The 22,484-nt window shown below is 71.4% G+C and carries 20 protein-coding genes and 1 pseudogene; 19 read left to right on the plus strand and 2 right to left on the minus strand.

Annotated features, from left to right (window positions below; all coding sequences use genetic code 11):
• Positions 1–24 precede the first annotated feature (24 nt).
• The 15 genes and pseudogenes from ACQPXD_RS10040 to ACQPXD_RS10110 form a co-directional block, all read left to right on the plus strand.
• Positions 25–414 (plus strand): annotated as a pseudogene (locus ACQPXD_RS10040) (GtrA family protein); the annotation flags it as partial.
• An 82-nt stretch (positions 415–496) separates the two neighbouring features.
• Entirely contained in the window at positions 497–1,780 is a 1,284-nt protein-coding gene (locus tag ACQPXD_RS10045) for a glycosyltransferase (RefSeq protein WP_432837027.1), read from the plus strand.
• Positions 1,770–3,374 (plus strand): ArnT family glycosyltransferase, encoded by a 1,605-nt coding sequence (locus tag ACQPXD_RS10050; RefSeq protein ID WP_432837029.1) that lies wholly within the window; start codon positions 1,770–1,772, stop codon positions 3,372–3,374. Before ACQPXD_RS10045 ends, ACQPXD_RS10050 begins: the two co-directional genes overlap by 11 nt.
• Positions 3,375–3,406: 32 nt before the next feature.
• Entirely contained in the window at positions 3,407–4,870 is a 1,464-nt protein-coding gene (locus ACQPXD_RS10055; RefSeq protein ID WP_432837031.1) for a hypothetical protein, read from the plus strand.
• Between the two features lie 5 nt (positions 4,871–4,875).
• Positions 4,876–5,895: an ATP-binding protein gene (locus ACQPXD_RS10060; protein ID WP_432837033.1), complete on the plus strand. Its 1,020-nt coding sequence runs from the start codon at positions 4,876–4,878 to the stop codon at positions 5,893–5,895.
• Positions 5,892–6,572: a response regulator gene (locus ACQPXD_RS10065; protein ID WP_432837035.1), complete on the plus strand. Its 681-nt coding sequence runs from the start codon at positions 5,892–5,894 to the stop codon at positions 6,570–6,572. Before ACQPXD_RS10060 ends, ACQPXD_RS10065 begins: the two co-directional genes overlap by 4 nt.
• Before the next feature lie 155 nt (positions 6,573–6,727).
• A complete protein-coding gene (locus ACQPXD_RS10070) occupies positions 6,728–7,867 on the plus strand; it encodes a glycoside hydrolase family 5 protein (protein ID WP_432837037.1) in 1,140 nt (379 codons plus the stop codon).
• A 62-nt stretch (positions 7,868–7,929) separates the two neighbouring features.
• Positions 7,930–8,853, plus strand: a complete 924-nt coding sequence (locus ACQPXD_RS10075) for an alpha/beta hydrolase family protein (protein WP_432837039.1) — start codon at positions 7,930–7,932, stop codon at positions 8,851–8,853.
• A gap of 120 nt (positions 8,854–8,973) precedes the next feature.
• Positions 8,974–10,182, plus strand: a complete 1,209-nt coding sequence (locus ACQPXD_RS10080) for a substrate-binding domain-containing protein (RefSeq protein WP_432843763.1) — start codon at positions 8,974–8,976, stop codon at positions 10,180–10,182.
• 55 nt (positions 10,183–10,237) lie between these two features.
• Complete coding sequence (locus ACQPXD_RS10085) at positions 10,238–10,981, plus strand: ABC transporter ATP-binding protein (RefSeq protein ID WP_432843765.1); 744 nt, start codon at positions 10,238–10,240, stop codon at positions 10,979–10,981.
• Positions 10,978–11,694 carry an ABC transporter ATP-binding protein gene (locus ACQPXD_RS10090; protein WP_432837041.1) on the plus strand — a complete coding sequence of 239 codons (717 nt, stop codon included), beginning with the start codon at positions 10,978–10,980 and terminating at the stop codon, positions 11,692–11,694. Before ACQPXD_RS10085 ends, ACQPXD_RS10090 begins: the two co-directional genes overlap by 4 nt.
• Positions 11,691–12,566: a branched-chain amino acid ABC transporter permease gene (locus ACQPXD_RS10095; protein ID WP_432837043.1), complete on the plus strand. Its 876-nt coding sequence runs from the start codon at positions 11,691–11,693 to the stop codon at positions 12,564–12,566. The genes ACQPXD_RS10090 and ACQPXD_RS10095 overlap by 4 nt, the downstream gene beginning before the upstream one ends.
• Positions 12,563–13,645, plus strand: a complete 1,083-nt coding sequence (locus ACQPXD_RS10100; RefSeq protein WP_432837045.1) for a branched-chain amino acid ABC transporter permease — start codon at positions 12,563–12,565, stop codon at positions 13,643–13,645. Before ACQPXD_RS10095 ends, ACQPXD_RS10100 begins: the two co-directional genes overlap by 4 nt.
• Positions 13,646–13,906: 261 nt before the next feature.
• Positions 13,907–15,517 carry an MFS transporter gene (locus tag ACQPXD_RS10105; RefSeq protein ID WP_432837047.1) on the plus strand — a complete coding sequence of 537 codons (1,611 nt, stop codon included), beginning with the start codon at positions 13,907–13,909 and terminating at the stop codon, positions 15,515–15,517.
• A gap of 49 nt (positions 15,518–15,566) precedes the next feature.
• Entirely contained in the window at positions 15,567–16,178 is a 612-nt protein-coding gene (locus tag ACQPXD_RS10110; RefSeq protein WP_432837049.1) for a TetR/AcrR family transcriptional regulator, read from the plus strand.
• 784 nt (positions 16,179–16,962) lie between these two features.
• Here the strand turns inward: ACQPXD_RS10110 and ACQPXD_RS10115 are convergent.
• Together ACQPXD_RS10115 and ACQPXD_RS10120 are read right to left on the minus strand one after the other, a co-directional pair.
• The gene (locus tag ACQPXD_RS10115) at positions 16,963–18,852 is read right to left on the minus strand and encodes a helix-turn-helix domain-containing protein (RefSeq protein ID WP_432843767.1); all 1,890 of its coding nucleotides are present in this window, start codon (positions 18,850–18,852) and stop codon (positions 16,963–16,965) included.
• A gap of 11 nt (positions 18,853–18,863) precedes the next feature.
• Complete coding sequence (locus tag ACQPXD_RS10120; RefSeq protein ID WP_432837051.1) at positions 18,864–19,661, minus strand: 3-hydroxybutyrate dehydrogenase; 798 nt, start codon at positions 19,659–19,661, stop codon at positions 18,864–18,866.
• Positions 19,662–19,802: 141 nt separating this feature from the next.
• On the opposite strand from ACQPXD_RS10120, the gene ruvC reads away from it, so the two are divergent.
• From ruvC to yajC, 4 genes are all read left to right on the plus strand, one after another.
• Positions 19,803–20,315, plus strand: a complete 513-nt coding sequence (gene ruvC, locus ACQPXD_RS10125; RefSeq protein WP_432837053.1) for a crossover junction endodeoxyribonuclease RuvC — start codon at positions 19,803–19,805, stop codon at positions 20,313–20,315.
• Positions 20,312–20,920: a Holliday junction branch migration protein RuvA gene (gene ruvA, locus ACQPXD_RS10130; RefSeq protein WP_432837055.1), complete on the plus strand. Its 609-nt coding sequence runs from the start codon at positions 20,312–20,314 to the stop codon at positions 20,918–20,920. The genes ruvC and ruvA overlap by 4 nt, the downstream gene beginning before the upstream one ends.
• Positions 20,917–21,981 (plus strand): Holliday junction branch migration DNA helicase RuvB, encoded by a 1,065-nt coding sequence (gene ruvB, locus ACQPXD_RS10135; protein WP_432837057.1) that lies wholly within the window; start codon positions 20,917–20,919, stop codon positions 21,979–21,981. The genes ruvA and ruvB overlap by 4 nt, the downstream gene beginning before the upstream one ends.
• A 122-nt stretch (positions 21,982–22,103) precedes the next feature.
• Positions 22,104–22,451, plus strand: a complete 348-nt coding sequence (gene yajC / locus ACQPXD_RS10140) for a preprotein translocase subunit YajC (protein ID WP_432843769.1) — start codon at positions 22,104–22,106, stop codon at positions 22,449–22,451.
• The last annotated feature ends 33 nt before the right edge of the window (positions 22,452–22,484 follow it).

The following is a 22,484-nucleotide window of genomic DNA, read 5'->3' on the forward strand; positions in this document are numbered from 1 at the left end:
CCGGAGCCAATCGAACTACGCCGAATGGGGGAGGCCGAAGGTGTGCTCAACCGCCAAACCGCGGCGGGATGTGCCCGGGGGCCGCCTGTCGGCACGGTTGGGAGCGTGACGCACTACTTGCACCGGCTGAGCCGGTTCTCCCTGGTGGGAGTCAGCGGTGTCGTCGTCAACAACGTCGCCCTGCTCGTCCTGCACGGGCTGCTCGGGCTCAACCTGCTGCCCGCGACGGTAGCCGCGGTCGAGCTCGCCCTGGTGTCCAACTACGTCCTGCACGAACTGTGGACCTTCCGTCGCCGGCGCCTGTCCCTGCAGCGCTTCGCCTACTTCAGCCTCGCCGGCCTGGCCGCCCTGCCGGTCAACGTCGTCGTCGTCCAGTTGCTGGTCGCCCTCGGCATGCACTACCTCCCCGCCAACCTGGTCGGCATCGTGGCCGGCTTCGGGGTCAACTTCGCCGTCAGCTCGAAGTGGATTTGGAGTGAACGCACCGATGGAGCAGATGGTGTTGGCCGTCCTCACCCTGATCTCGCTGCTGCTGACGGTGCAGGCGGCTCACGCCCTGTATCTCATGATCTACACGTGGGACCAGCCGGAAGCGGACGCCAAAGCGCGCGTGCCCGATCAACGTGTTACGCCGGAACTCTCCTTCACCGCCATCCTCCCGGCCCGGCACGAGGAGGAGGTCATCCAAGCCACCATCGCCCGCGCCGCGTCCGCTGAATACCCGCCGCACCTCGTGCAGATCCTGGTCGTCTGCTCCGCCGACGATGTCGGCACGATCGAGCAGGCCCGGGTGCAGGTCAACGCGCTGCGCGCGGCCGGGCGGACCAACGTGGACGTGGTCGTCTTCGACGACGGGCCGATCAACAAGCCGCACGGGCTGAACACCGCGCTGCGCTACGCCACCAACGACATCGTCGCGGTCTTCGACGCCGAGGACGAGGTGCAGCCGGAGCTGTTCGACATCGTCAACACCATCATGCTGACCGACGACGTCAGCGTGGTGCAGGCCGGCGTGCAGCTGATGAACTTCGATTCCAACTGGTACTCGACGTTCAACGTCCTGGAGTACTTCTTCTGGTTTCGCAGCCGGCTGCACTACCACGCCAAGAACGGCGCGATCACTCTCGGCGGTAACACCGTGTTCTTCCAGCGCGAGCTCATCGAGCGGCTGGGCGGCTGGGACGAGACGAACCTGACCGAGGACGCCGACATCGGCCTGCGCGTGTCCAGCATGGGGGAGAAGGTCCGGGTGGTCTACGACGACCGCTACGTGACCAAGGAGGAGACGCCGCCGACGCTGCAGAGCTTCATCAAGCAGCGCACCCGGTGGTGCCAGGGGTTCATGCAGACCCTGGGCAAAGGGACCTGGAAGCTCATGCCCAACCGGCGGCAGCGCTTCCTGGCCTGGTACACCCTGGCGTTCCCGCACGCCCAGGCGATGCTCGGCGTCTACCTGCCCTTCGCCCTGCTGCAGGCGTTCGTGCTCAGCGTGCCGGTCCCCGTGGCCATGCTGTCCTGGCTGCCGGTGCTGCTGCTCGGCGCGCACTTCGTCATGTCCGTCGTCGGGCTGTACGAGTTCACCGGCGCGCACGGCCTCAAGGCCGGCCCGGGCACGGTGGTGAAGATGGCGATCACCTGGTTCCCGTACCAGATGGTGCTGTCCTACGCCGCCGCCCGGGCGCTCTACCGCCAGCTCAAGGGCGCCACCAACTGGGAGAAGACCGCCCACGTCGGCGCCCACCGCACCGCCGAGGCCCCGGAGTTGACCAATGTCGGCTGACGTCCTCGCCCGCCCCCGGCCGCCGGCCGCCGGCGCCGTCCGCAAGCCGGACAAGGCGCCCAAGCTGCTGCTCGCGCTGTGCATGCTGATCGGCCTGGTCAGCCACGGGTGGAACATGTTCCGCTACCCGCTGTACCTCACCGACGAGGGCATCTACATGGAGCAGGCCTGGTCGGTGCTCAGGGAGGCCAAGCTCTCGCCGTACACCTACTTCTACGACCACGCCCCGATGGGGTGGCTCGCGCTGTCGGGCTGGGTCGCGGTGCTGCCGGGCGGCTTCAACGCCTTCGGCAACGCCATCAACACCGGCCGCGCGCTGATGCTGATCGTGCACGTGGCGTCGGTGTTGCTGATGTTCGAGACGGTACGGCGGTTCACCGGCAGCAAGCCGGCCGCGTTCCTGGCCACGTTCGTGTACAACCTGTCTCCGCTCGGGGTGTACTACCAGCGCCAGGTCCTGCTCGACAACCTCATGATGTTCTGGATCCTGCTCGGGCTCTACCTGCTGGCCCGCCGGGACGGGCGGATCGTCACCGCGATGGGCGCCGGCTTCTGCTTCGGCCTGTCGCTGGTGACCAAGGAGAACGCGCTGTTCATCCTGCCCGGCTGCGCGTACCTGCTGCACAAGACGATCAAGGAGCAGCCCAACCGGCGCTTCGGGGTGAGCTTCTGGTGGTTCTCCGTGCTCGCGCCGGTCGTCGGCTACCTGCTGTTCGCGCAGATCAAGAACGAGCTGTTCCCGGAAAGCTTCAACTTCAGCCTGGCCACCAACACCCCCGGCGACCACGTGTCGCTGCTGTACACCGTGTGGTGGCAGCTGCACCGCAACTCCAACAGCTCCAACGGCCTGTCCTTCACCTACCTGCTGCACGCCAGCTGGCTGTTCAAGGACCGGTACCTGCTCATCGGCGGCGCCGCGGCGACCGTGCTCGCGCTCATCTCGGGCCGGCGCAACAAGCGGCTGCGCACGCCGATGCTCGCCTGCGCGCTCATGGCCCTGGGCTACGCGTTCTACCTGAGCCGCAGCGCCCTGCTCGACTTCTACATCGCGCCGATGATCCCGCTGTTCGCGCTCAACCTGGGCATGTTCTTCGGCTGGCTCACCCGGCGCACCGCGCAGGCCGGCGCGGCGGTGCTCGTCGCCTGCATCCTGGTGCCGGTGCTGGTCATGCCCGGCGGCTTCATGGTCAAGTACAACACCCGGGGCCAGCTGGAGTTCAGCGACGCCTACCGGCTGCCGCTCACCCAGCTGCAACAGCAGCAGGTGGCCTGGATCAAGGCGAACATCCCGACCAGCGCCCGGCTCATCATCGACGACGACATCTGGGTGGCGCTGCACGACAGCAACCCGCCGTACCGCTACGCGCACCCGCACTACAAGGCCACGTCCGACCCGGACGTGCGGGACAAGGTCTTCCATTCCAGCTGGGAGAACGTCGACTACGTCGTGATGTCGAACAAGATGCGCGACGCCCTCCAGCGCGGCGGCGAGACCTGGATCATCGAGGCGATCGACCAGCACGGCCAGACCGTCTGGCAGGCCACCCGCGGCGACGTCTCGCTGTCAATCGTGAAGATCGGCAACACATCCTAGATCCCCTGGCCGGAGCTCATGGGAGAGTCCTGATGCAACCGCTCAAGCATCGGCCCGCAGTACCGCGCGCCAAGGCACGCCGGAAACGGGCCAACAAGGTCAAGCTGTCGAGGAAGCGCCTGCTGCTGGCCGCGGTGGCGGCCCTGCTGCTGATCATGGCGGGCCGGTCCCTGCTGCCGGCGCTGGGCGTGTCGGCGCCCGGCGTCGGGGGCGGGACGGAGCCGACGCCGACGGAGATCGTGACGAAGGCCCCGAAGGCGCCGTCGGTGGACCTCAACGGGGTCATGGTGCCGGGTGGCGGCTCGCCCATGATCACGCTGAATCCGGGCCTGGTACGGCTGGGCGGCACGGTGACCGTCCAGGGCCAGGGCTTCGACAACGGTTCCATGGTGGACGTGTACCTGGGTCCGTCGACCAGCGCGCAGCAGCCCGGCCAGAAGAAGCCCGCCGGCAAGCCGCACCTGGTGGCCACCGCGAAGGCGAAGAAGTACGGCATCTTCGTCGCCAACTTCTCGATGCCCACCAAGATGTCCGCGCCCGTGCAGGAGGTCACCGCCCAGGCGCGCGGCAGCGACAAGGTCGCCAAGGCCGACGCGTCGGTGGCCCAGGGCTCCGGCCAGGCGACGCTGTCCAAGATCGTCGGTAAGCCCGGGGACACGATCAACTTGACGGTGGAGGGCTTCGCGCCGGGCGAGCAGCTCAACGTGTACTGGGGCCGCATCAGCGGCGACCCGAGCCTCACCCTCAAGGCCGACCAGGATGGTTCCGTGGGTAAGACGCCGATCAGAGTTGGGGTCACGGCGGTCGGCACGACCAGTCTGGTGGTCGTGGGCAAGACGAGTGGTGCGGCGGCCAGCGCGCCGTTCCAGGTGCTGCGGCTGTACCCGTCGATCAAGCTCGCGCCCTACGCGGTGAAGGCCACCCAGACGATCACCTTCTCCGGCTCCGGCTTCGCGCCGGGTGAACGGGTGCTGGTGCGCCTCAACGCGGCCGGCGGCCGGCCGGTGATGGCCATCGAGACCGACGGCGCCGGCGGGTTCAAGGGCGCCGGGCTCACCATGCCGTATGCGCTCAAGGGCGCCCAGATGCTGGTGTTCACCGGTGAGCAGAGCCGGGCGGCGGCCTCGAGCGGGTTCACGATCCTGCCGTACATGCCGCAGGCGCGCACCAACGCCTACGGCGGCCTGCCGGGCACCATGGTGAACTTCTACGCCACCCAGTTCGCGCCCAACGAGGCCGTGCACGTGACCGTGCAGACCGCCAAGGGCGCCAAGCCGGAGCTGGTCGCCGCGTTCCGGGTCGACGCGAAGGGTGCCGCGCGGGCGCAGGGGCAGTACACCATCCCCGGCGACACCGAGGACACCGTGATCTTCAACCTGACCGGCCAGCGCAGCGACGCGACCGCGACGGTCAAGTTCAAGGTCGACAAGTCCGGCGGTCCGGTCGACATCCCGCCGAACAAGCCCTACCACGTCCCGAAGAACCTGGAGAACTGAGGCTGTTGTACTGGCAGGCGTTCCGCGCCGCCCCGGAGGCGTTGATCGTGCTCGACGCCGCCGGGGTGGTGCGCCTGGCCAGCAGCGCCGCCGAGGCCCTCTTCCAGCGATCCACCGCCGATCTGGTCGGCCGCCGGGCGGCCGACCTCTTCGCCGGCGAGCCCGCCTTCAGCGCCGAGGCGCCGGTGGCCGCGGTGGTCCGGCTGCCCGACGGCCGGGAGCTGCCGGTCGACGTGCGCACCCGCACCCTCGCCGGCGACCCCGAGGGCCTGCTCGTGCTCGCCGTGGAGGACCAGAGCGCGCCCGGGCGCAGCCGGGCCAGCCTCGAGCAGCGCATCGCCCGGCTCAAGGTCGCCGGGCAGGAGCAGGACGAGCTGCTCGGCGACCTCATCCTCAACCAGGAGCGGGAGCGGGCCCGCATCGCCGCCGGCGTCCACGACGACAGCCTGCAGGTGATCACCGCCGCCACCCTGCGCGTGCAGCACCTGCGCCGGCGCCTGCGCGACCCCGAGGACCTGCAGATCCTGGACCGGCTGGAGGAGTCCCTGGTCCAGGCCGCCGACCGGCTGCGCCGGCTGATCTTCGACTTCCGCCCGCCGCGGCTGGACAGCGACGGGCTCGCCGCGGCCACCGGCGACCTGCTCGACGACCTTGCCGCGGACCACCATATCGAGGTACGGGTGGAGAACAGGCTCGTCGCGGAGCCCGCGCTGCCGACCCGGATGCTGCTCTACCGGATGCTGCAGGAGGCGGTCGCCAACGTCGGCAAGCACGCCGGCGCCGACCGCTGCACGGTGGTCCTCGGCGAGTCCGAGGGCGGCTACCTGGTCCGGGTCGTCGACGACGGCGTCGGCGCCGAGAACCTGCACACCGATCCGGGCCACCTCGGCCTGGTGCTCATGCGGGAGCGGGCGACGCTGGCCGGCGGGTGGTTCCGGATCAGCAGCGTGCCCGGCAGCGGTACCACCGTCACGTTCTGGGTACCGCGTGGCGCCGACCTGCAGAGCAAAGGAGCCTCATCGTGACCGGTCGTCCGCCCTACCGCGTGCTGATCATCGAGGATCACCAGGTGGTCGCCGAAGGGCTCGCCGCCCTGCTCAACGAGCACCCGGAGCTGCGCGTCGTCGCCCTGGCCAGCAGCGTCGGGGAGGTCGAGCACCTCGCCGACGTGGAGCGGGTCGACGTGGCGCTGTGCGACTTCTGGCTGCCCGACGGCACCGGCGCCGAGGCGGTCGCGGCGCTGCGCGCCCACCAGCCCGACGCGGCCATCGTCTTCCTCAGCGCCGACCAGAGCGACCAGGTGATCCTCACCGCGCTGGAGGCCGGGGCCGCCGGCTACCTGGTCAAGAGCGCCGGCGGGGCCGACGTGGCCGAGGCGGTGCGCCGCGCCGTCGACGGCGAGATCCTGGTGCCGGCCCGCCAGCTGGCGAAGCTCCTGGCCCGCCGGCGCGAGCACGCCCGCCGCTCGCAGGAGCACGCCCGGCGGCTTGATAGCCTCACGCCGCGCGAACGGCAGATCCTCGCCCTGATGACCGAGGGCCGGGACAACCGCGACATCGCGCGCGAGCTGAGCATCAGCTACACCACGGTCCGCAGCCACGTGCGGCACCTGCTGAGCAAGATGGGGGCCCGCTCGAAGCTCGAGGCCGTGGTCCGCGCCGCCGACTGGGACGCGGACACGTCTCCGCCAATTGAGGCATGAACAAATCCGACATTTGTACGCTGACTCCATATTCCCGATATCCGTAGCGTGAGGACCTGCCCCGCCGTCAAACGTGAGGACAGGTCAGCTACATGGGTCGCACGCGCCTTTACTGGATCGCGGCCGTGGTCGCGGTCGCCATCGCAGGAGTGGCAATGGTGCCACTGCTCAGCAGCAAGAAGGTCCACCCGACGATGACGCAGTCCGGCCAGCGGTCGCAGATGCCACTGCATGCCGAGGGCAGCCGCATCGTGGACGCCCGGGGTGAGACCGTGACCTTCACCGGCGTGAACTGGTTCGGTCTGGAAACCAATACGTTCGCCCCGCACGGGCTGTGGTCGCGCGGCCTCGACGCCATGCTCGACCAGATGGCCGCCCAGGGCTTCAACTCGGTCCGGCTGCCGTTCAGCAACGAGCTCTTCGACGCCGCCTCGAAGCCGACCGGCATCGACTATTCGCAGAACCCCGGCCTGCAGGGGCTCACCGGCCCGCAGATCATGGACAAGGTCGTGGAGGGCGCCACCAAGCGCGGCATGATGGTCATCCTCGACCGCCACCGCCCGACGTCGCAGGCGCAGAGCAACCTCTGGTACACCGACAAGATCAGCGAGGACCGCTGGATCTCCGACTGGGTGATGCTCGCCAAGCGCTACAAGAACAACCCGCTCGTGGTCGGCGCCGACCTGCACAACGAGCCGCACGGCGAGGCCACCTGGGGTGACGGCAACGCCAAGACCGACTGGCAGCTCGCCGCGCAGAAGGCCGGCGACGCCGTGCTCAAGGCCAACCCGAACTGGCTCATCATCGTCGAGGGCATCGAGAAGTACCGCAACGACGGCTACTGGTGGGGCGGCAACCTGGAAGGCGCCAAGGACCACCCCGTCAAGCTCTCCGATTCCTCCAAGCTGGTGTATTCCGCGCACGACTACAGCCCGAAGGTCTGGTCGCAGCAGTGGTTCAACGACCCGTCGTTCCCGGCCAACATGCCGGCGCTGTGGGACAAGCAGTTCGGGTACCTGGTGAAGAACAACACCGCCCCGGTCCTGGTCGGCGAGTTCGGCGGCCGCTCGGTGGCCGAGCAGGACGCCAAGGGCGGCAAGGACCTCGAGGGCATCTGGCAGCGCAACCTCGTCGGGTACCTCAAGGACAACGGCCTCAGCTACACCTACTGGGCCTGGAACCCCAACTCCGGTGACACCGGCGGGGTCCTCAAGGACGACTGGAAGACCATCGACGCCGACAAGATGGCCCTCCTGAAGACCTACCAGGCCCCCCTGGCGGCGGCCGGGCAGTAGCCCGCGACCGCACCCGCACGGCCCTCCCCTCGCTGGTACGTTCGCGGGGGGAGGGCCGATCCATGCTTGAAACGGCTACTGTCGTCGACACCGCGATGGGACCGCTGAACGCGATCCTCTGCACGCCCGACGGCCCGGCGAGGGCCGGCCTGGTGCTCTGCGACGGCTCCGGCCCCGCCACCCGCGACGCCTGGCAGGGCGTCCCCGGCTGGCTCGCCGGGCGGGGGATCGCCACGCTGCGCCATGACAAGCCCGGCTGCGGCGGCTCGCCCGGCGACTGGCGGCGGCAGACCTTCGCCGACCGCGCCGCCGAGGGCCTCGCCGCCCTCGCCACGCTGCGCAAGCAGGCCGGCCTGGAGCGGGCCGGCCTCATCGGCTACAGCCAGGGCGGCTGGATCTCCCTGCTCGCCGCGGTCAACGCCCCCGACCAGATCGACTTCGTGGTGACCCTCGGCGGGCCGTTCGTCGGCGTCGAGGAGCAGGAACGCACGCTGCTGGCCCGGGTCATGCGCCGCCGCGGCCTGCCGGAGCCGTCCGTCGAGGCCGGGCTGGCCTGGGCCGACGAGCGGGCCGCCCGGCTCGCCGCGGGCGAGGGCCCCGCGCGCGTCCTCGCCGACCAGGCCCGTCACGCCGGGCGGGACTGGGCCGCGGTCGTGTGCGACCGGCCCTACGACACCCCCGAGGAGCTGGCGTTCTTCGCCCGCTCGCTGAGCTTCGACCCGGGGGCGCTGCTGCCGTTCCTGCCCTGCCCGATCATGGTGTTCCTCGGCGCGGACGACGAGCACGTGCCGGTCGAGCGCAGCCTCGAGGTGCTCGGCCAGCGGCTCCCGCCGCGCCATCGCGGCCGCAACGGGGTCGCGGTGTTACCCGGGGTCGGGCACATGTTGTACCCGGTGCCGCCGCGCCCGGACGTGCCGCTCTTCGACCAGCTGTCGCCGGGCTTCCTGCCGCTGCTCGGCGACTTCCTGGAACGCATCGCCCCATAGGCATAGCCCGATTCTATGTAGTCGGCCCACATAGCAACGTGCCCGACGCCACTTCTAGCGTGTGCGAACACCGCCAGCAGGCGCTGGCCTTAACAAGGCGTTCACACGGAGGAAGCGTTGATCAGGCAGACAGGCGCGCCGCGGCGGGTGTTGTTCGCGGCGCTCGGGTTATCGATCGCCGCGGCGTTCTCGGCCGCGTGCAGCAGCCCCCAGCAGGCCGCCCAGGAGCCGGTCGGCGACGGCGCACCGATCAAGGTCGGACTCGTCTACTCGCAGACCGGGGCGCTGGCCGGTTACGGCAAGCAGTACATCGAGGGCTGGAAGGCCGGCCTCGCCTACGCCACCAAGGGCACCGGCAAGGTCGGCAACCGGCCGATCGAGGTCAAGGAGGTCGACGACGCCGGCGACGCGGCCAAGGCGGTGTCGGCGGGCAAGGACCTCATCGGCCAGGGGTACAAGATCCTCGCCGGCAGCACCTCGTCGGCCGTCGCCGGGCAGATGGCCCCGCTCGCGGCGCAGAACAAGGTCCTGTTCATCTCCGGCCCGGCCGCGACCGACGCGGTGACCGGCATCAACAAGTACACCTTCCGCTCCGGCCGTCAGTCCTACCAGGACGTCCTCGCCGCCAAGTCCTACCTGCCCGCCCCCTCCGGCAAGAAGGTCCTCGTCTTCACCCAGGAGGGCGCGTTCGGCAAGTCCAACGCCGACGCCGTCCAGGCCGTCATCGGCGGCGCCGGCGCCAAGGTCGACACCCTCGCCGTGCCGGCCAACGCCACCGACGTCACCGGCTTCGCCGTGCAGGCCAAGAACGCCAAGGCCGACATGATCTTCGTCGCCTGGGCCGGCACCACCGCCACCGCCATGTGGCAGGCCCTCGATCAGCAGGGCGTGCTCGGCTCGACCCTCGTGGTCACCGGCATCGACCAGCGCGCCTCCTGGCCCGCCTTCGGCGCCGCCGGTTCGAAGATCTCGCTGCTGGCCCACTACTTCGACGGCGCCAGCGACAACGACGCGGTCGCCGCGCTGCGCAAGAGCGTCGACGGCGGCAAGATCGACCTGTTCCACCCCGACGGCTTCACCGCCGCGCAGATGGTCGTGCGGGCCGCGCAGGAGGGCGGCGACGACGTCGACAAGATGATCAGCGCCCTGGAGGGCTGGTCCTTCGACGGGGTCAAGGGCAAGCTCACCGTGCGCAAGGAGGACCACGCCCTGCTCCAGCCGATGTTCCAGGGCAAGTTCTCCGGCACCGGCGCCGACCTCAAGCCCGACCTGGTCAAGGCGATCGACCCGGCCGACGCCGCGCCGCCGGTCGCGCAGATGAAGGGCTGAGCCGGTGTCGCTGCGACCGGCACCGGTGGCCGGGGCGGATGCCCCGGCCACCGGCCTGCTCTCCACCCGCCGGCTGACCTGGAAGGTCGGCGGGGTCGCGATCGTCGACGCGGTCTCCATCGACCTGGCCGAGGGCGAGTTCCTCGCGGTCATCGGCCCGAACGGGGCCGGCAAGACCTCGCTGTTCAACCTCGTCTCGGGGCTGCGCCGGCCCACCGACGGCTCGGTGTCCATCGCCGGGCACGACGTGACCCGGCTGCCGCCGCACCGCCGGGCCCGCCGCGGGCTCGGCCGGACCTTCCAGTCCTCGTCGGTGTTCGGCTCGCTCACCGTCGCCGCCAACGTCGGCCTGGCCGTGCAGGCCCGCCGCGGCGGCTCGATCCGGCCGTTCCCGCTGCCCGGGCGCGACCGGGCCGTCGCCGAGCGGGCCGAGCGGGTGCTCTGGCGGGTCGGGCTCGACCACCGCGCCGGCGCGCTCGCCGGCACCCTCGCCCACGGCGAGAAGCGCAAGCTCGAGATCGCGCTGCTGCTCGCCGGCGAGCCCCGGGTGCTGCTGCTCGACGAGCCGATGGCCGGGGTCAGCGCCGAGGACGTGCCCGGCCTCGTCGCGCTCATCAAGACCCTGACCCGCGAGGAGCGGCGCAGCGTGCTCATGGTGGAGCACCACATGGACGTCGTGCTCGACCTCGCCGACCGGGTCGCGGTCATGCACCACGGGGCGCTGCTGGTCTGCGACACCCCCGACGTGGTCATGGCCGACCGCACCGTGCAGGAGGCGTACCTGGGGGAGAAGCTGTGAACATCCTCGACGTCGACGACCTGTCGGTGCGCATCGCCGGGTCGCACATCCTGCAGGGCGTCACCTTCGCCGTCGCGCCCCGCGGCGTCACCGCGCTGCTCGGGCGCAACGGCGTGGGCAAGACCACCACGCTCAAGGCCGTGCTCGGGCTGCTGCCCCGCGGCGCCGAGGTGGCCGGCGAGGTCCGCTATGCCGGCGCGCCGATCACCCGGCAGCCCACGTTCCGGCTGGTCCGCGACGGCCTCGGCTATGTGCCCGAGGACCGCGGCGTCTTCGCCGGGCTCACCGTCGCGGAGAACCTCCGGCTGGCCGAGCGGCCCGGCGCCGCGCCCGACTACGAGCGGGTCTACGGCCTCTTCCCCGAACTGCAGCGCCGCGGCCGGCAGCGGGCCGGCACCCTCTCCGGCGGCCAGCAGCAGATGCTGGCCATCGGCCGGGTCCTGCTGAACTTCAACCGGCTGCTGCTCGTCGACGAGCCGACCAAGGGCCTCGCGCCGAAGGTGGTCGGCGAGGTCGCCGCCGCCCTGCGGGCCGTCGCCGAGACCGTGCCGATGCTGCTCGTCGAGCAGAACCTGGCCGTGGTCCGCCGGCTGGCCCGGGACGCGGTCGTCATCGCCGCCGGCAAGGTCGCCTACACCGGGGCGGCCGAGGAGCTGCTCGACTACACCGAGAAGACCAAGGCGCTGCTCGGCGTCGGCAAGGAGCACTCATGAGTACGGTCGTGCTGCTCACGCTGACCGGGCTGGGGCTGGCCGCGCTGTACTTCCTGGTCGCCTCCGGCCTGGCGCTCGTCTTCGGCCTCGCCGACGTGCTCAACTTCGCGCACGGGCTGTTCCTCTCCGTCGGCGCCTACGGCACCTGGTGGGCGGCCGGCCACCTGCCCGGCGGCTGGGGCTTCGCGCTCGCCGTCGCCTTCGGCGTGGCCTGCGGCACGGTCGTGGCCACGCTCGTCGAGCTGGTGCTGATCCGGCCGCTGTACCGGCGCACGATCGAGCAGGTGCTGGTCACCGTCGGGCTGTCGCTGGCCGGGGTGGCGCTGCTGCAGGCCTCCTGGGGCAGCGACCCGCGGCCCTTCCCGCGTCCCCGATGGACGCAGACGCTCACCTCGATCGCCGGGGCGCGGGTGCCCAACGACCGCTTCCTGCTCATCGGCGCCGCCGCCGTGGTGCTCGCCGCGATGCTGGCGGTGCTGAAGTACACCCGGATCGGCCTGGTCATCCGGGCCGGCGTCGAGGACCGCTCGATGGTCACCGCCCTCGGCATCGACGTGCGGCGCGCCTTCACGCTGGTGTTCGCCATCGGCGGCGCCGCCGCGGCCCTGGCCGGCGCCCTCTACGGCGTCTACGCCGGCTCGATCTCGCCGACCGGCGGCAGCTCGCTGCTCATCTTCGGCTTCATCGTCGTCGTCATCGGCGGCATGGGCTCGGTCACCGGCGCCGCCTACGCCGCGGTCGCCGTCGGCCTGCTCCAGCAGTTCGTCAACTACACCTCCTCCGGCCTCGGCGACATCTGCGTGGTCGCGCTGCTCGCCGTCGTGCTGCTGGTCCGTCCACAAGGGATCACCGGGAAGGTCGCCACCTCATGACGACGACGCAGACCGTCGCGCCCACCCAGGCCGTCTCGTACGTCCGGCTCCGGCGGTTGTGGCCGGTCGCCGCGCTGGTCGTGTTCGCCGCCCTGCCCTACTGCGGGCTGCGCATCCCGGGCGTGTTCGACTCCCCGGTCAACGCGCCCGGCACGCTGCAACTGCTCGCCCTGTGCCTGGTCTTCGGCGCCCTGGCGACCGGCTACGACCTGCTCTTCGGGCGTACCGGCCTGCTCTCCTTCGGCCACGCCCTCTACTTCGCCGGCGGCGTCTACGGCACCGACATCCTGGTCACCAAGGCCGGCCTGGGCCTGTGGACCGCGATCCTGCTCGCCGTCGCCGGCACCACCGCGCTGGCCCTGCTGCTCGGCGCGGTCGCGCTGCGCACCGGCGGCATCGCCTTCGCCATGGTCACGCTGGCCTTCGCGCAGGTCGCCGCGATCACCATCGGCCGCAACCCGGGCGACGCCACCGGCGGCGAGGAGGGCCTGCCGATGTCGGCCGAGCGGGTGCCCGCGTTCCTCGTCGGCGTCGCCAACACGGTGAACCTGTACTGGCTCGCCCTCGCCGTCGTCGTGATCACCGTGCTCGTCGCCCACGCCATCGCCGGCTCGCCGGCCGGCCGCGTCCTGGCCGCCATCCGCGACGACGAGCGGCGGGTCGGCGTCCTCGGCCTGGACCCCTACCGGTACCGCCTCTTCGCCTTCACCGTCGCGGGCGGCCTCGCGGGCCTGGCCGGGGCGATGTACGCGCTGCTCATCGGCGGCGCGACGCCGCACATCGCGGCCTCCGACCAGACCCTGACCCTGCTCGTCATGGTGGTGCTGGGCGGCCCGGGCACCCGGTGGGGCCCGCTGATCGGCGGCTTCCTGTTCACCTATCTGGACTACCGGCTGGTCGCGCTCGGCAACTCCGACGCGGTCGACGGCCTGCCCGGGGTGCTGCGCGGGCCGCTGTCGCAGCCGCTGTTCATCCTCGGCACCGTCTTCATCCTGGCGGTGTACTTCTTCCCCGGCGGCCTGGTCGGCCTGCGCACCCGCCTGGGTCCCTTGGCGAAGTGGCTCCCCACGCGCCGCTGAGCGCCGGGGCTACCGCCGCGATTCACCGTTAAATGCTGATTTATCCGATAAGTCAGGACATCTCCGATGTCCCGACTTATCGGATTTTTCGGTTATGTCCGAGTCGTGCCGCTCCTGGCCGGGTTTATTCCCCATCGTGCGGGCACTGTGACGGGACGCACTTTTCAATACGATACGGTTCCGTATCGCCCCGCCCGGCGCTACGTTAATACGGAACTGTTCCGTATCGTTTCTCGCGTTCCGAACCAGGGGAGCAACACCGTGGACGCAGCTACCCAGACAGCACCAGTCAACACCGGACATCCTCGACGCTGGGCGATCCTCGGCGTGCTCGTCATCAGCCTGCTCGTGGTGGTGCTGGACAACACCGTCCTCAACGTCGCCATGCGCACCATCGCCGACCCGCAGCGCGGCCTCGGCGCGACTCAGAGCCAGCTCGAGTGGGCGATCAACTCCTACACGCTGGTCTTCGCCGGCCTGCTGTTCACCGCCGGCATCCTCGCCGACCGGCTCGGCCGGCGCATCACCCTCACCGTCGGCCTCGCGCTGTTCGGCATCGCCTCGCTCACCTCGGCGTATGCGGGCTCGGCCGACCAGCTCATCGCCGCCCGCGCCCTGATGGGCCTCGGCGCCGCCGCGGTCATGCCGTCGACGCTGTCGATCATCGCCAACGTGTTCGACCCGCGGGAGCGCGGCCGGGCCATCGGCGTGTGGGCCGGCGCGGTCGGCCTCGGCGTCGCGATCGGCCCGATCGTCGGCGGCCTGCTGCTCGAGCACTTCTGGTGGGGCTCGGTCTTCCTGATCAACGTGCCGATCGTCGTCGTGGGCCTGATCCTGGTCAACTCGCTGATCCCCGAGTCGCGCGACCCGAAGCCGGGCCGCATCGACATCGTCGGCGTGCTGCTGTCCATCGTCGGGCTCACCTTGCTGACGTACGGCGTGATCGAGGGCGGCGACCACGGCTTCGGCAAGATCCAGGCGTGGGGCACGCTGGTCGCCTCGGCGGTCGTGCTCGGCGCGTTCGCGCTCTACGAGCGGCGTATCGAGTACCCGTCGCTGGACGTGCGGCTGTTCGCCAACCGCCGGTTCAGCGCCTCGACCGGCATGATCGGCCTGGTCTTCTTCGCGGCCATGGGCATCATGTTCGTCAGCGCCTTCTACCTGCAGCTGGTCCGCGGCTACGGCCCGCTGGCCTCCGGCGCCCTGTTCGTGCCGTTCGCCGTCGCCCAGATGGTCTTCGCCCCGCGCAGCGCCGCGATGGTCAAGCGCTTCGGCCCGAAGGCGGTCAGCACCACCGGCCTGCTGCTCGTCGCGATCGGCCTGGCCGCGTGGGTGTTCATCACCGCCACGACCCCGATCTGGATCGTCGGCGTGCTGTTCTTCCTCATGGGCGTCGGCATGGCCAACGTGATGCCGCCCGCGACGGAGTCGATCATGTCGTCGCTGCCCCGGGAGAAGGCCGGCGTCGGCTCGGCCGTCAGCAACACCATCCGTCAGGTCGGCGGCGCCCTCGGCGTGGCCGCCCTCGGGGCCGTCATCTCCTCGGTCTACCGCGACAACATCGCCGGCGCCACGGCCGCCCTGCCGGCCGCCGCGAAGGCTGCTGCTGACGAGTCCATCTCCGGTGCGTACGGGGTGGCGGCACACGCCGGGCCCGCCGGGGCGGCACTGATCCAGCACGCCAACAGCGCCTTCCTCACCGCCATGCACGACGCCGCGATCGGCTCCGCGATCTTCGCGGTGCTCGGCGCCGTGGTCGCCCTGGTGTGGCAGCCGGGCAAGCGCCCGGCCGACGCGCCCGCCCCGACCACCGCCGAGAGCCTGGCGGAGGAGCAGGGCGTGGAACTCGTCGCCACGGCGAGCGAGGCGTGAGGCGACCGATGAGTAGCTTCGGTGTGAAAACTCGGTAACAATGGAAACCATGACGCTCAGCGTGGATGTGGTGGCTGACCAGGACCGCAAGGGTCCTGGTCGGCCCCGCAGCGCCCGGGTCGACGAGGCGATCGTCGAGGCGGTGTTCGAGCTGCTCAGCGCCGGTCAGAGCGCGGACGCCATCTCCATCGAGGCGGTCGCCGCGAAGGCCGGCGTTGGCAAGGCGACGATCTACCGCCGCTGGCCCAACAAGGAGGCGCTGCTCATCGACGCCGTGCTGGCGATGAAGGGCCCACCCCCGGAGCTGCGCGGCGAATCGGTTCGCGACGACCTGATCACCCTGGTCGCCGCGATGCGCAACAAGCGCATGGCGCAATACGGCAAGGTCGCCGCCTGCCTGATGCCGGAAGTCTTCAAGAGCCCGGAGATGACCCGCGTCTACCAGGGCATCGTGGAGCCCCGCCGCGAGGCGATGCGCTCGGTGCTGCGCCGCGGCATCGCCCTCGGCGAGCTGCGCGCCGACCTGGACGTGGAGTTCGCCCTGCTGGCCCTGATGGGCCCGACGCTGGCGCAGAGCATGCTGCGCTGGAACCCGAACATCCCCGACGAGGGCTTCGCGGAAAACCTGGTCGACTTCGTCCTCCGCGGCGCCCGCGCCTGACCCTTTCCTCCCGCCGCCCCGCCGCCGTCCTCCCCCCGGCCCCGCCCCGCCCGCCGGGAAGGGTTCAGCACCTCCACCTCTCACGGCGGGAGCGGGAGCGCCATCTTCGCGAACTGCCCGACCTCGTCGGGAGCACCTCTACCTCTCATGGCGGGAGCGGAGCAGCACCTTCACGAACGGCCCGACCGCATCGCCCCCGCCCCGCTGGGGATCGCCGTCGCCCCGCCCCCGCTGGGAGCGCCGCTGCCCTCGCCCAGCCCGGGAGCGGGAGCGGGAGCGCCACCTTCGCGAACTGCCCGACCTCGTCGGGAGCACCTCCACCTCTCACGGCGGGAGCGGAGCAGCACCTTTAACGAACGGCCCGACCGCATCGCCCCCGCCCCGCTGGGGATCGCCGTCGCCCCGCCCCCGCCGGGAGCGCCGCCGCCCTCGCCCAGCCGGGAGCGGAGCAGCACCTTCACGAACGGCCCGCCCCGTCGAGGGGTGGGCCGTTCGTTGCTTCGGCTCGCTCGCGGTTTCGCGCCTCGCAGGCGCCCCGCGAATGCGCAATGACCATAAATCTCCGTGATCATGCATCGACCCAGCCCGACATCCCGGGTTTTTCATGATCGTGGAGACTTATGGTACACATAGGTACATTTTTGTTCCGCGATCATGAAAAACTCGTGTGCACACGACGCCTTGTGCATGATCACGGAGACTTGTCGTCGCTGCGCGACCGCGCTCGCCGCGCTCGCCGCGCTCGCCGCGGTGCGTCACGGCGGGTCGCCGGGCGTCCCGGGGGTTAGGACTGGAGGCGGTGCAGGCGCAGAGCTAGTTGGACCTCCAGGGCGCGCTCCGGCTTCTGCCAGTCGGCGCCGAGGAGTTGGGCGATGCGGTCCAGGCGCTGGGTGACCGTGTTGACGTGGACGTGCAGGAGTTCGGCGGCGCGGGCCAGGCTGCCGCCCACGCCGAAGTAGGCCTCCAAGGTCTTCACCAGAGCCGTGCCGCGGCGGGCGTCGTAGTCCACGACCGGGCCGATCGCCGTGGCCAGGAAGGATCGCACGTCGCGGTCGCGGCCGTCGGGGGCCGAGCCCAGCAGCAGGCCCACGAAGCCCAGCTCGGCCGTGCTGGCGCCGGTGCCGGTGCGGCCCAGCGCGGCCAGGGCCGTCACGCACCGGTCCGCGTCGCGGTAGGCGGCGGCGATGCCCTCCGGGGCGGTGGCGGGGCCGCCGGCGCCCGCGGTGACCGGGCGGGCGAGCAGTTTGCCCAGGTCGCGGGCGACCGAGCGGGCCGCGTTGCCGGGGTGTTCGCCGGGTAGCAGCAGCACGATGTGGCCGTCGCGGGAGGCGGCCAGGCCGGAGCGGGTCTGGGCGTAGGTCTGCGCCCACGAGACCGCTCGCTGCCGGATGGAGCCGCCGGCCAGCGCGTCGGGGCCGATGGCGACGAGGACGTTCGGCGCGTCGAGGTCGACGCCGAGGCGCTTGGCGCGGGTGCGCAGGGAGTCGGCGTCGCGGGCCGGGCGGGTGATGACGTCGTCGAGCAGTTCGCCGCGGACCCGGCCCTCGGCCTCGGCGACGGTACGGCGGAACAGCTGCAGCAGGGCGGTGACCACCGCGGCCCGCTCCAGGATGCGCTGGTCGGCGTCGACCAGGGCGCGGTCGGGGCGCAGGACCAGGGCGCCGAGGTTCTCCGCGCCGGCCACCACCGCGGCCACCCACAGCGGGCCCCGGCGCACGCTGCGGCCCTCGGTCCGGGACGCCGCCAGGGCCTCGGCGACCGCGCTCGGGTCGGGCCGGGTCAGCTCGCCGACCACGGCGAGCTGCCGGCCCTCGGCGTCCAGGACCAGCAGCGCGCCGCCGAGCACCTCGACGACGACCGCGGCCACGTCCTCCACCCCGGCGCCGCGCAGTACCAGCGCGGTCATGCGGTCGTGGGCGGCCGCGGCCCGCTCGACGGAGTCGCTGTGCGCGCGGATGGTGGCGTTGGCGGCGGAGAGCTCCTCCAGGGCGGCCTGCGTCTCGCCGAGCAGCCGGGCCGTGTCGATCGCGACGGCGGCGTTGGCGGCCAGGGAGACCAGCAGCGACACCTCCTCGCGGGCGAACGGGCGGGCCGAGCGGTTGGCGGCGTACAGCACCCCGATGATCCGCGAGCCCAGCCGCAGCGGCACGCCGAGGATCGCGACCAGGCCCTCCTCGCCGACGCCGGCGTCGATGTCGCCGGTGTGGCGGAAGCGGGCGTCGCGCGGGTAGTCGGCGGTGACGTAGGGGCTGCCGGTCTGCGCGACCAGGCCGCCCAGGCCGGCCCCCATCGGCAGGCGGAGCGCCTGGAAGCGGGCCGAGATGGAGCCGTCGGTCACCCGCATGTAGGTGTCGCCGCGGCTCTCGTCGGTGAGCGTCATGTACGCCACGTCGGCCCCCAGCAGGGTCCGCGCCCGGTGCACGATGGCGGCCAGGACCGCGTCGACGTCGCGCAGGCCGGCCAGGTCGCTGGCGGTGTCGAAGAGCCCGGACAGCTCCTCCTCCCGCCGCCGGCGCCGCTCCAGCAGCGCGCGGACGCGCAGGGCGACGACCTTCGCCTCCTCCAGCTCCGCGATGCGCGCCGGCGGCAGGCCCGCGTTGCGGGCGGCGACGAGCGGGCCCTCGAACTCGACCGGCGCGGCCTCCCGCGCGAGCAACTCGAGGAACTCCAGCATCGTCACGAGTCCTAGTGTGCGGTCCAGCCGCCGTCGATCGACAGCGACGTACCGGTGATGAAACCGGCCACGTCGGTGCACAGGTAGGCGACCAGCTCGGCCACCTCGGCCGGCTCGATCAGCCGCTTGATCGCGGCGCTGGTCAGCATGATCTTCTCGACGACCTCGGACTCGGGGATGCCGTGGGTGCGCGCCTGGTCGGCGATCTGCCCCTCGACCAGCGGCGTGCGCACGTACGCGGGGCTGATGCAGTTCGCGGTCACCCCGTGCGGGGCGCCCTCGAGCGCGACCGTCTTGGACAGGCCCTCCAGGGCGTGCTTGGCGCTGACGTAGGCGGCCTTGAAGGGGGACGCGCGCAGGCCGTGCACCGAGCTGATGTTGACGATCCGGCCCCAGTTCCCGGCGTACATGTGCGGCAGGACGGCGCGGACCAGCCGGAACGGGGCCTGCACCATGACCGTGTGGATGTAGCCGAAGCGCTCCGGCGGGAACTCCTCCAGCGCCGCCACGTGCTGCAGCCCGGCGTTGTTGACCAGCACGTCGGCGTCGAGGTACCCGGCCAGGCGCTCCTCGATGGCGTCCAGATCCGACAGGTCGGCAACCACGGGTACCACTGCGGGCTCTGCGACGGCCAGGGCCTCGATCGGCTCTTTGTCGCGGTCGACCGCGATCACCCGCGCCCCGGCTTCGGCCAGCCGCACGGCGACGGCCCGGCCGATGCCGCTGCCCGCCCCGGTGACCAGTGCGGTGCGTCCGCGCAGGTCAAGGGAGACCACGTGGTGCGGTGTGGCGGGCTGCGGCGTCGTCATGGCGGGAAACGTACGAGTCTTGGCGCGCCCGTCCCATGGGGCGCGCCCACATACCTTGACCGTAGTCGGTGTGTGTGTCGCGCGATCGGCGCTCGGCGATCGTCCGATAGGGTGTCGAACACACGTATGAGGGGGTGGCCGGTGCGCGTGCTGGGGGTCGACCCGGGGCTGACCCGGTGCGGCGTCGGGGTCGTCGAGGGGCTGCCGGGGCGGCCGTGCCGGCTGGTGCACTACGAGGTCGTCACCAGCGAGCCCGACACCGACCTGGCGCTGCGCCTGCTCGGCCTCGACGAGCGGCTCGCCGCGCTGCTCGCCGAGCACCGGCCCGAGGCGGTTGCCGTCGAGCGGGTGTTCAGCCAGCACAACGTGCGCACGGTGATGGGCACGGCGCAGGCGGGCGCGGTGGCGATCCTGGCCGCGGCGCGGGCCGGGCTGCCCGTGCGGATGTACACCCCGAGCGAGGTGAAGGCCGCCATCAGCGGCAGCGGCCAGGCGGACAAGGCGCAGGTCACCGCGATGGTGACCCGCCTGCTGCGGCTGGAGGCCGCGCCGCGCCCGGCCGACGCCGCCGACGCCTTAGCCTTGGCCATCTGTCACGTCTGGCGGGGCGGCGCGCAGGAGCGCATCAGCGCCGCATTGAGGAGGGCCCGGTGATCGCGAGCGTTCGCGGCAAGGTGGTGGCGGTGTCGCCCGACGGCGCCGTGATCGAGGTCGGCGGGGTCGGCCTTTCCGTGCAGTGCTCCCCGCACACCATCGCCGACCTGCGGGTGGGCGCGGAGGCCCGGCTGGCGACGTCGCTGGTGGTGCGGGAGGACTCGCTCACGCTCTACGGCTTCGCCGACGACGACGCCCGGCAGCTGTTCGAGCTCCTGCAGACCGCGACCGGGGTGGGGCCCCGGCTGGCTCAGGCCGTGCTGGCCGTGCATTCCCCTGATGTGGTACGCCGGGCCATCTCCGGCGGCGACACCTCGACCCTGACCCGGGTGCCCGGCATCGGCAAGAAGGGCGCCGAGCGGCTCGTGCTGGAGCTGCGCGACAAGATCGGCGCGTTCCCCGGCGACGGCGCGGTCCTGGTCGGCATCGGCGCCGGCGCCGCCTGGGCCGAGCAGGTCCGCCAGGCCCTCGTCGGGCTCGGCTGGACCGCCGGCCAGGCCGACCAGGCGGTCGCCGCCGTCGCCGAGCAGCTCGACGGGCAGGCCCCGCCGGCCGTGCCGGTGCTGCTCAAGCAGGCGATCAAGATGCTGGGCACGATCCGATGACGGATCCCCTCGTCAGTGCCTGGGCCTCCGACGAGGACGCGGTCGCCGACCAGACCGTGCGGCCGAAGCGGCTCGGCGAGCTGATCGGCCAGCACCGGGTCCGCGAGCAGCTCGACCTGCTGCTGCAGAGCGCGCTGCGGCGGGGCAGCCCGCCCGACCACATCCTGCTGTCCGGCCCGCCGGGGCTGGGCAAGACCACCATGGCCATGATCGTCGCCGCGGAGCTGAGCGCCGGGCTGCGGATGACCAGCGGGCCGGCGATCGAGCGGGCCGGCGACCTGGCCGCGGTGCTGACCAGCCTGAGCCAGGGCGACGTGCTGTTCATCGACGAGATCCACCGCATCGCCCGGCCGGCCGAGGAACTGCTGTACAGCGCCATGGAGGACTTCCGGGTCGACGTGGTGGTCGGCAAGGGCCCGGGCGCGACCGCCATCCCGCTCGACGTCGAGCCCTTCACACTGGTCGGCGCGACGACCCGCAGCGGCCTGCTCACCGGCCCGATGCGCGACCGCTTCGGCTTCGTCGGGCAGCTCGACTTCTACGAGCCCGAGGAGCTGGAGCGGATCATCACCCGCTCGGCCCGCATCCTCGACGTGCCGATCACCGAGGACGGCGCGACCGAGATCGGCCGCCGCTCCCGCGGCACCCCGCGCATCGCCAACCGGCTGCTGCGCCGGGTCCGCGACTACGCCGAGGTCCGCGCCGACGGGATCGTGGATCTGATCGCGGCCCGGGCCGCGCTGGCCGTCTACGACGTCGACGAGCTGGGCCTGGACCGGCTCGACCGGGCGGTGCTGCAGGCCCTGCTGCGCCACGGCGGCGGGCCGGTCGGCCTGTCCACCCTGGCGGTGGCGGTCGGTGAGCAGCCGGACACGGTCGAGGAGGTCTGCGAGCCGTTCCTGCTGCGCACGGGGCTCATCGCGCGCACTCCCCGTGGCCGGGTCGCCACTGCGGGCGCATGGCGGCACCTTGGTATTCCAGCTCCCGCTGGTACCGTCGGTGGCGGAAACCAGCCGGGCGGCTTGTCTCAAACGCCCGATCTGTTCAGCTTGGAGCCTTAGCTCCGAGCGTGTCGTGATCGAGCTGTAACGGGACCGCGGTCTGTATGGTCTCCGACACACCCATTAGACTCGCCGCGATCCGCTGCGCGGACATCAGATACCTCGACCGGAAGGCCACCATCGTGTATTTAGCCGCGGAAGGCACAAGCGGCAGCGGTGCATTTCAGATTCTCATCCTCGTCGTGTTCGCCGCGGCGATCTACTTCCTGATGATCCGGCCGCAGCAGCGCCGCCGCCGCGAGGTGCAGAACATGCAGTCCTCGATGGGAATCGGGGACGAGGTCGTGACGGTCGGCGGCCTTTACGGCATCGTGACCGCCTTCGATGATGAGACCGTTCAGCTGGAGATCGCGCCAGGCGTCACCGCCAAGTACGCCCGGGCCGCGATCGGCAAGGTGACCCGCAAGGCGGAGGACGACGAGGACTCCGCCGACACCGAGGAGTCCGCCGGCACCCCGGACGCCGACTGAAAGCCCGCTCGTAGCCCGCATTGTGAAGCATTC

The sequence above is a fragment of the Dactylosporangium sp. CA-092794 genome, assembly GCF_050948465.1.
In the GTDB taxonomy this organism is placed as follows: Bacteria; Actinomycetota; Actinomycetes; order Mycobacteriales; family Micromonosporaceae; genus Dactylosporangium.

What these genes read in the sequence shown, in the direction of transcription:
- ACQPXD_RS10115 (WP_432843767.1), bottom strand. Translation starts at nt 18,852, where the DNA reads ATGCTGGAGTTCCTCGAGTTGCTCGCGCGGGAGGCCGCGCCGGTCGAG.
- ACQPXD_RS10100 (WP_432837045.1), top strand. Translation starts at nt 12,563, where the DNA reads ATGACGACGACGCAGACCGTCGCGCCCACCCAGGCCGTCTCGTACGTC.
- ACQPXD_RS10045 (WP_432837027.1), top strand. Translation starts at nt 497, where the DNA reads ATGGTGTTGGCCGTCCTCACCCTGATCTCGCTGCTGCTGACGGTGCAG.
- ACQPXD_RS10075 (WP_432837039.1), top strand. Translation starts at nt 7,930, where the DNA reads ATGCTTGAAACGGCTACTGTCGTCGACACCGCGATGGGACCGCTGAAC.
- ACQPXD_RS10050 (WP_432837029.1), top strand. Translation starts at nt 1,770, where the DNA reads ATGTCGGCTGACGTCCTCGCCCGCCCCCGGCCGCCGGCCGCCGGCGCC.
- ACQPXD_RS10070 (WP_432837037.1), top strand. Translation starts at nt 6,728, where the DNA reads ATGGTGCCACTGCTCAGCAGCAAGAAGGTCCACCCGACGATGACGCAG.
- ACQPXD_RS10120 (WP_432837051.1), bottom strand. Translation starts at nt 19,661, where the DNA reads ATGACGACGCCGCAGCCCGCCACACCGCACCACGTGGTCTCCCTTGAC.
- ACQPXD_RS10055 (WP_432837031.1), top strand. Translation starts at nt 3,407, where the DNA reads ATGCAACCGCTCAAGCATCGGCCCGCAGTACCGCGCGCCAAGGCACGC.
- ACQPXD_RS10110 (WP_432837049.1), top strand. Translation starts at nt 15,567, where the DNA reads ATGACGCTCAGCGTGGATGTGGTGGCTGACCAGGACCGCAAGGGTCCT.
- ACQPXD_RS10095 (WP_432837043.1), top strand. Translation starts at nt 11,691, where the DNA reads ATGAGTACGGTCGTGCTGCTCACGCTGACCGGGCTGGGGCTGGCCGCG.
- ruvB (WP_432837057.1), top strand. Translation starts at nt 20,917, where the DNA reads ATGACGGATCCCCTCGTCAGTGCCTGGGCCTCCGACGAGGACGCGGTC.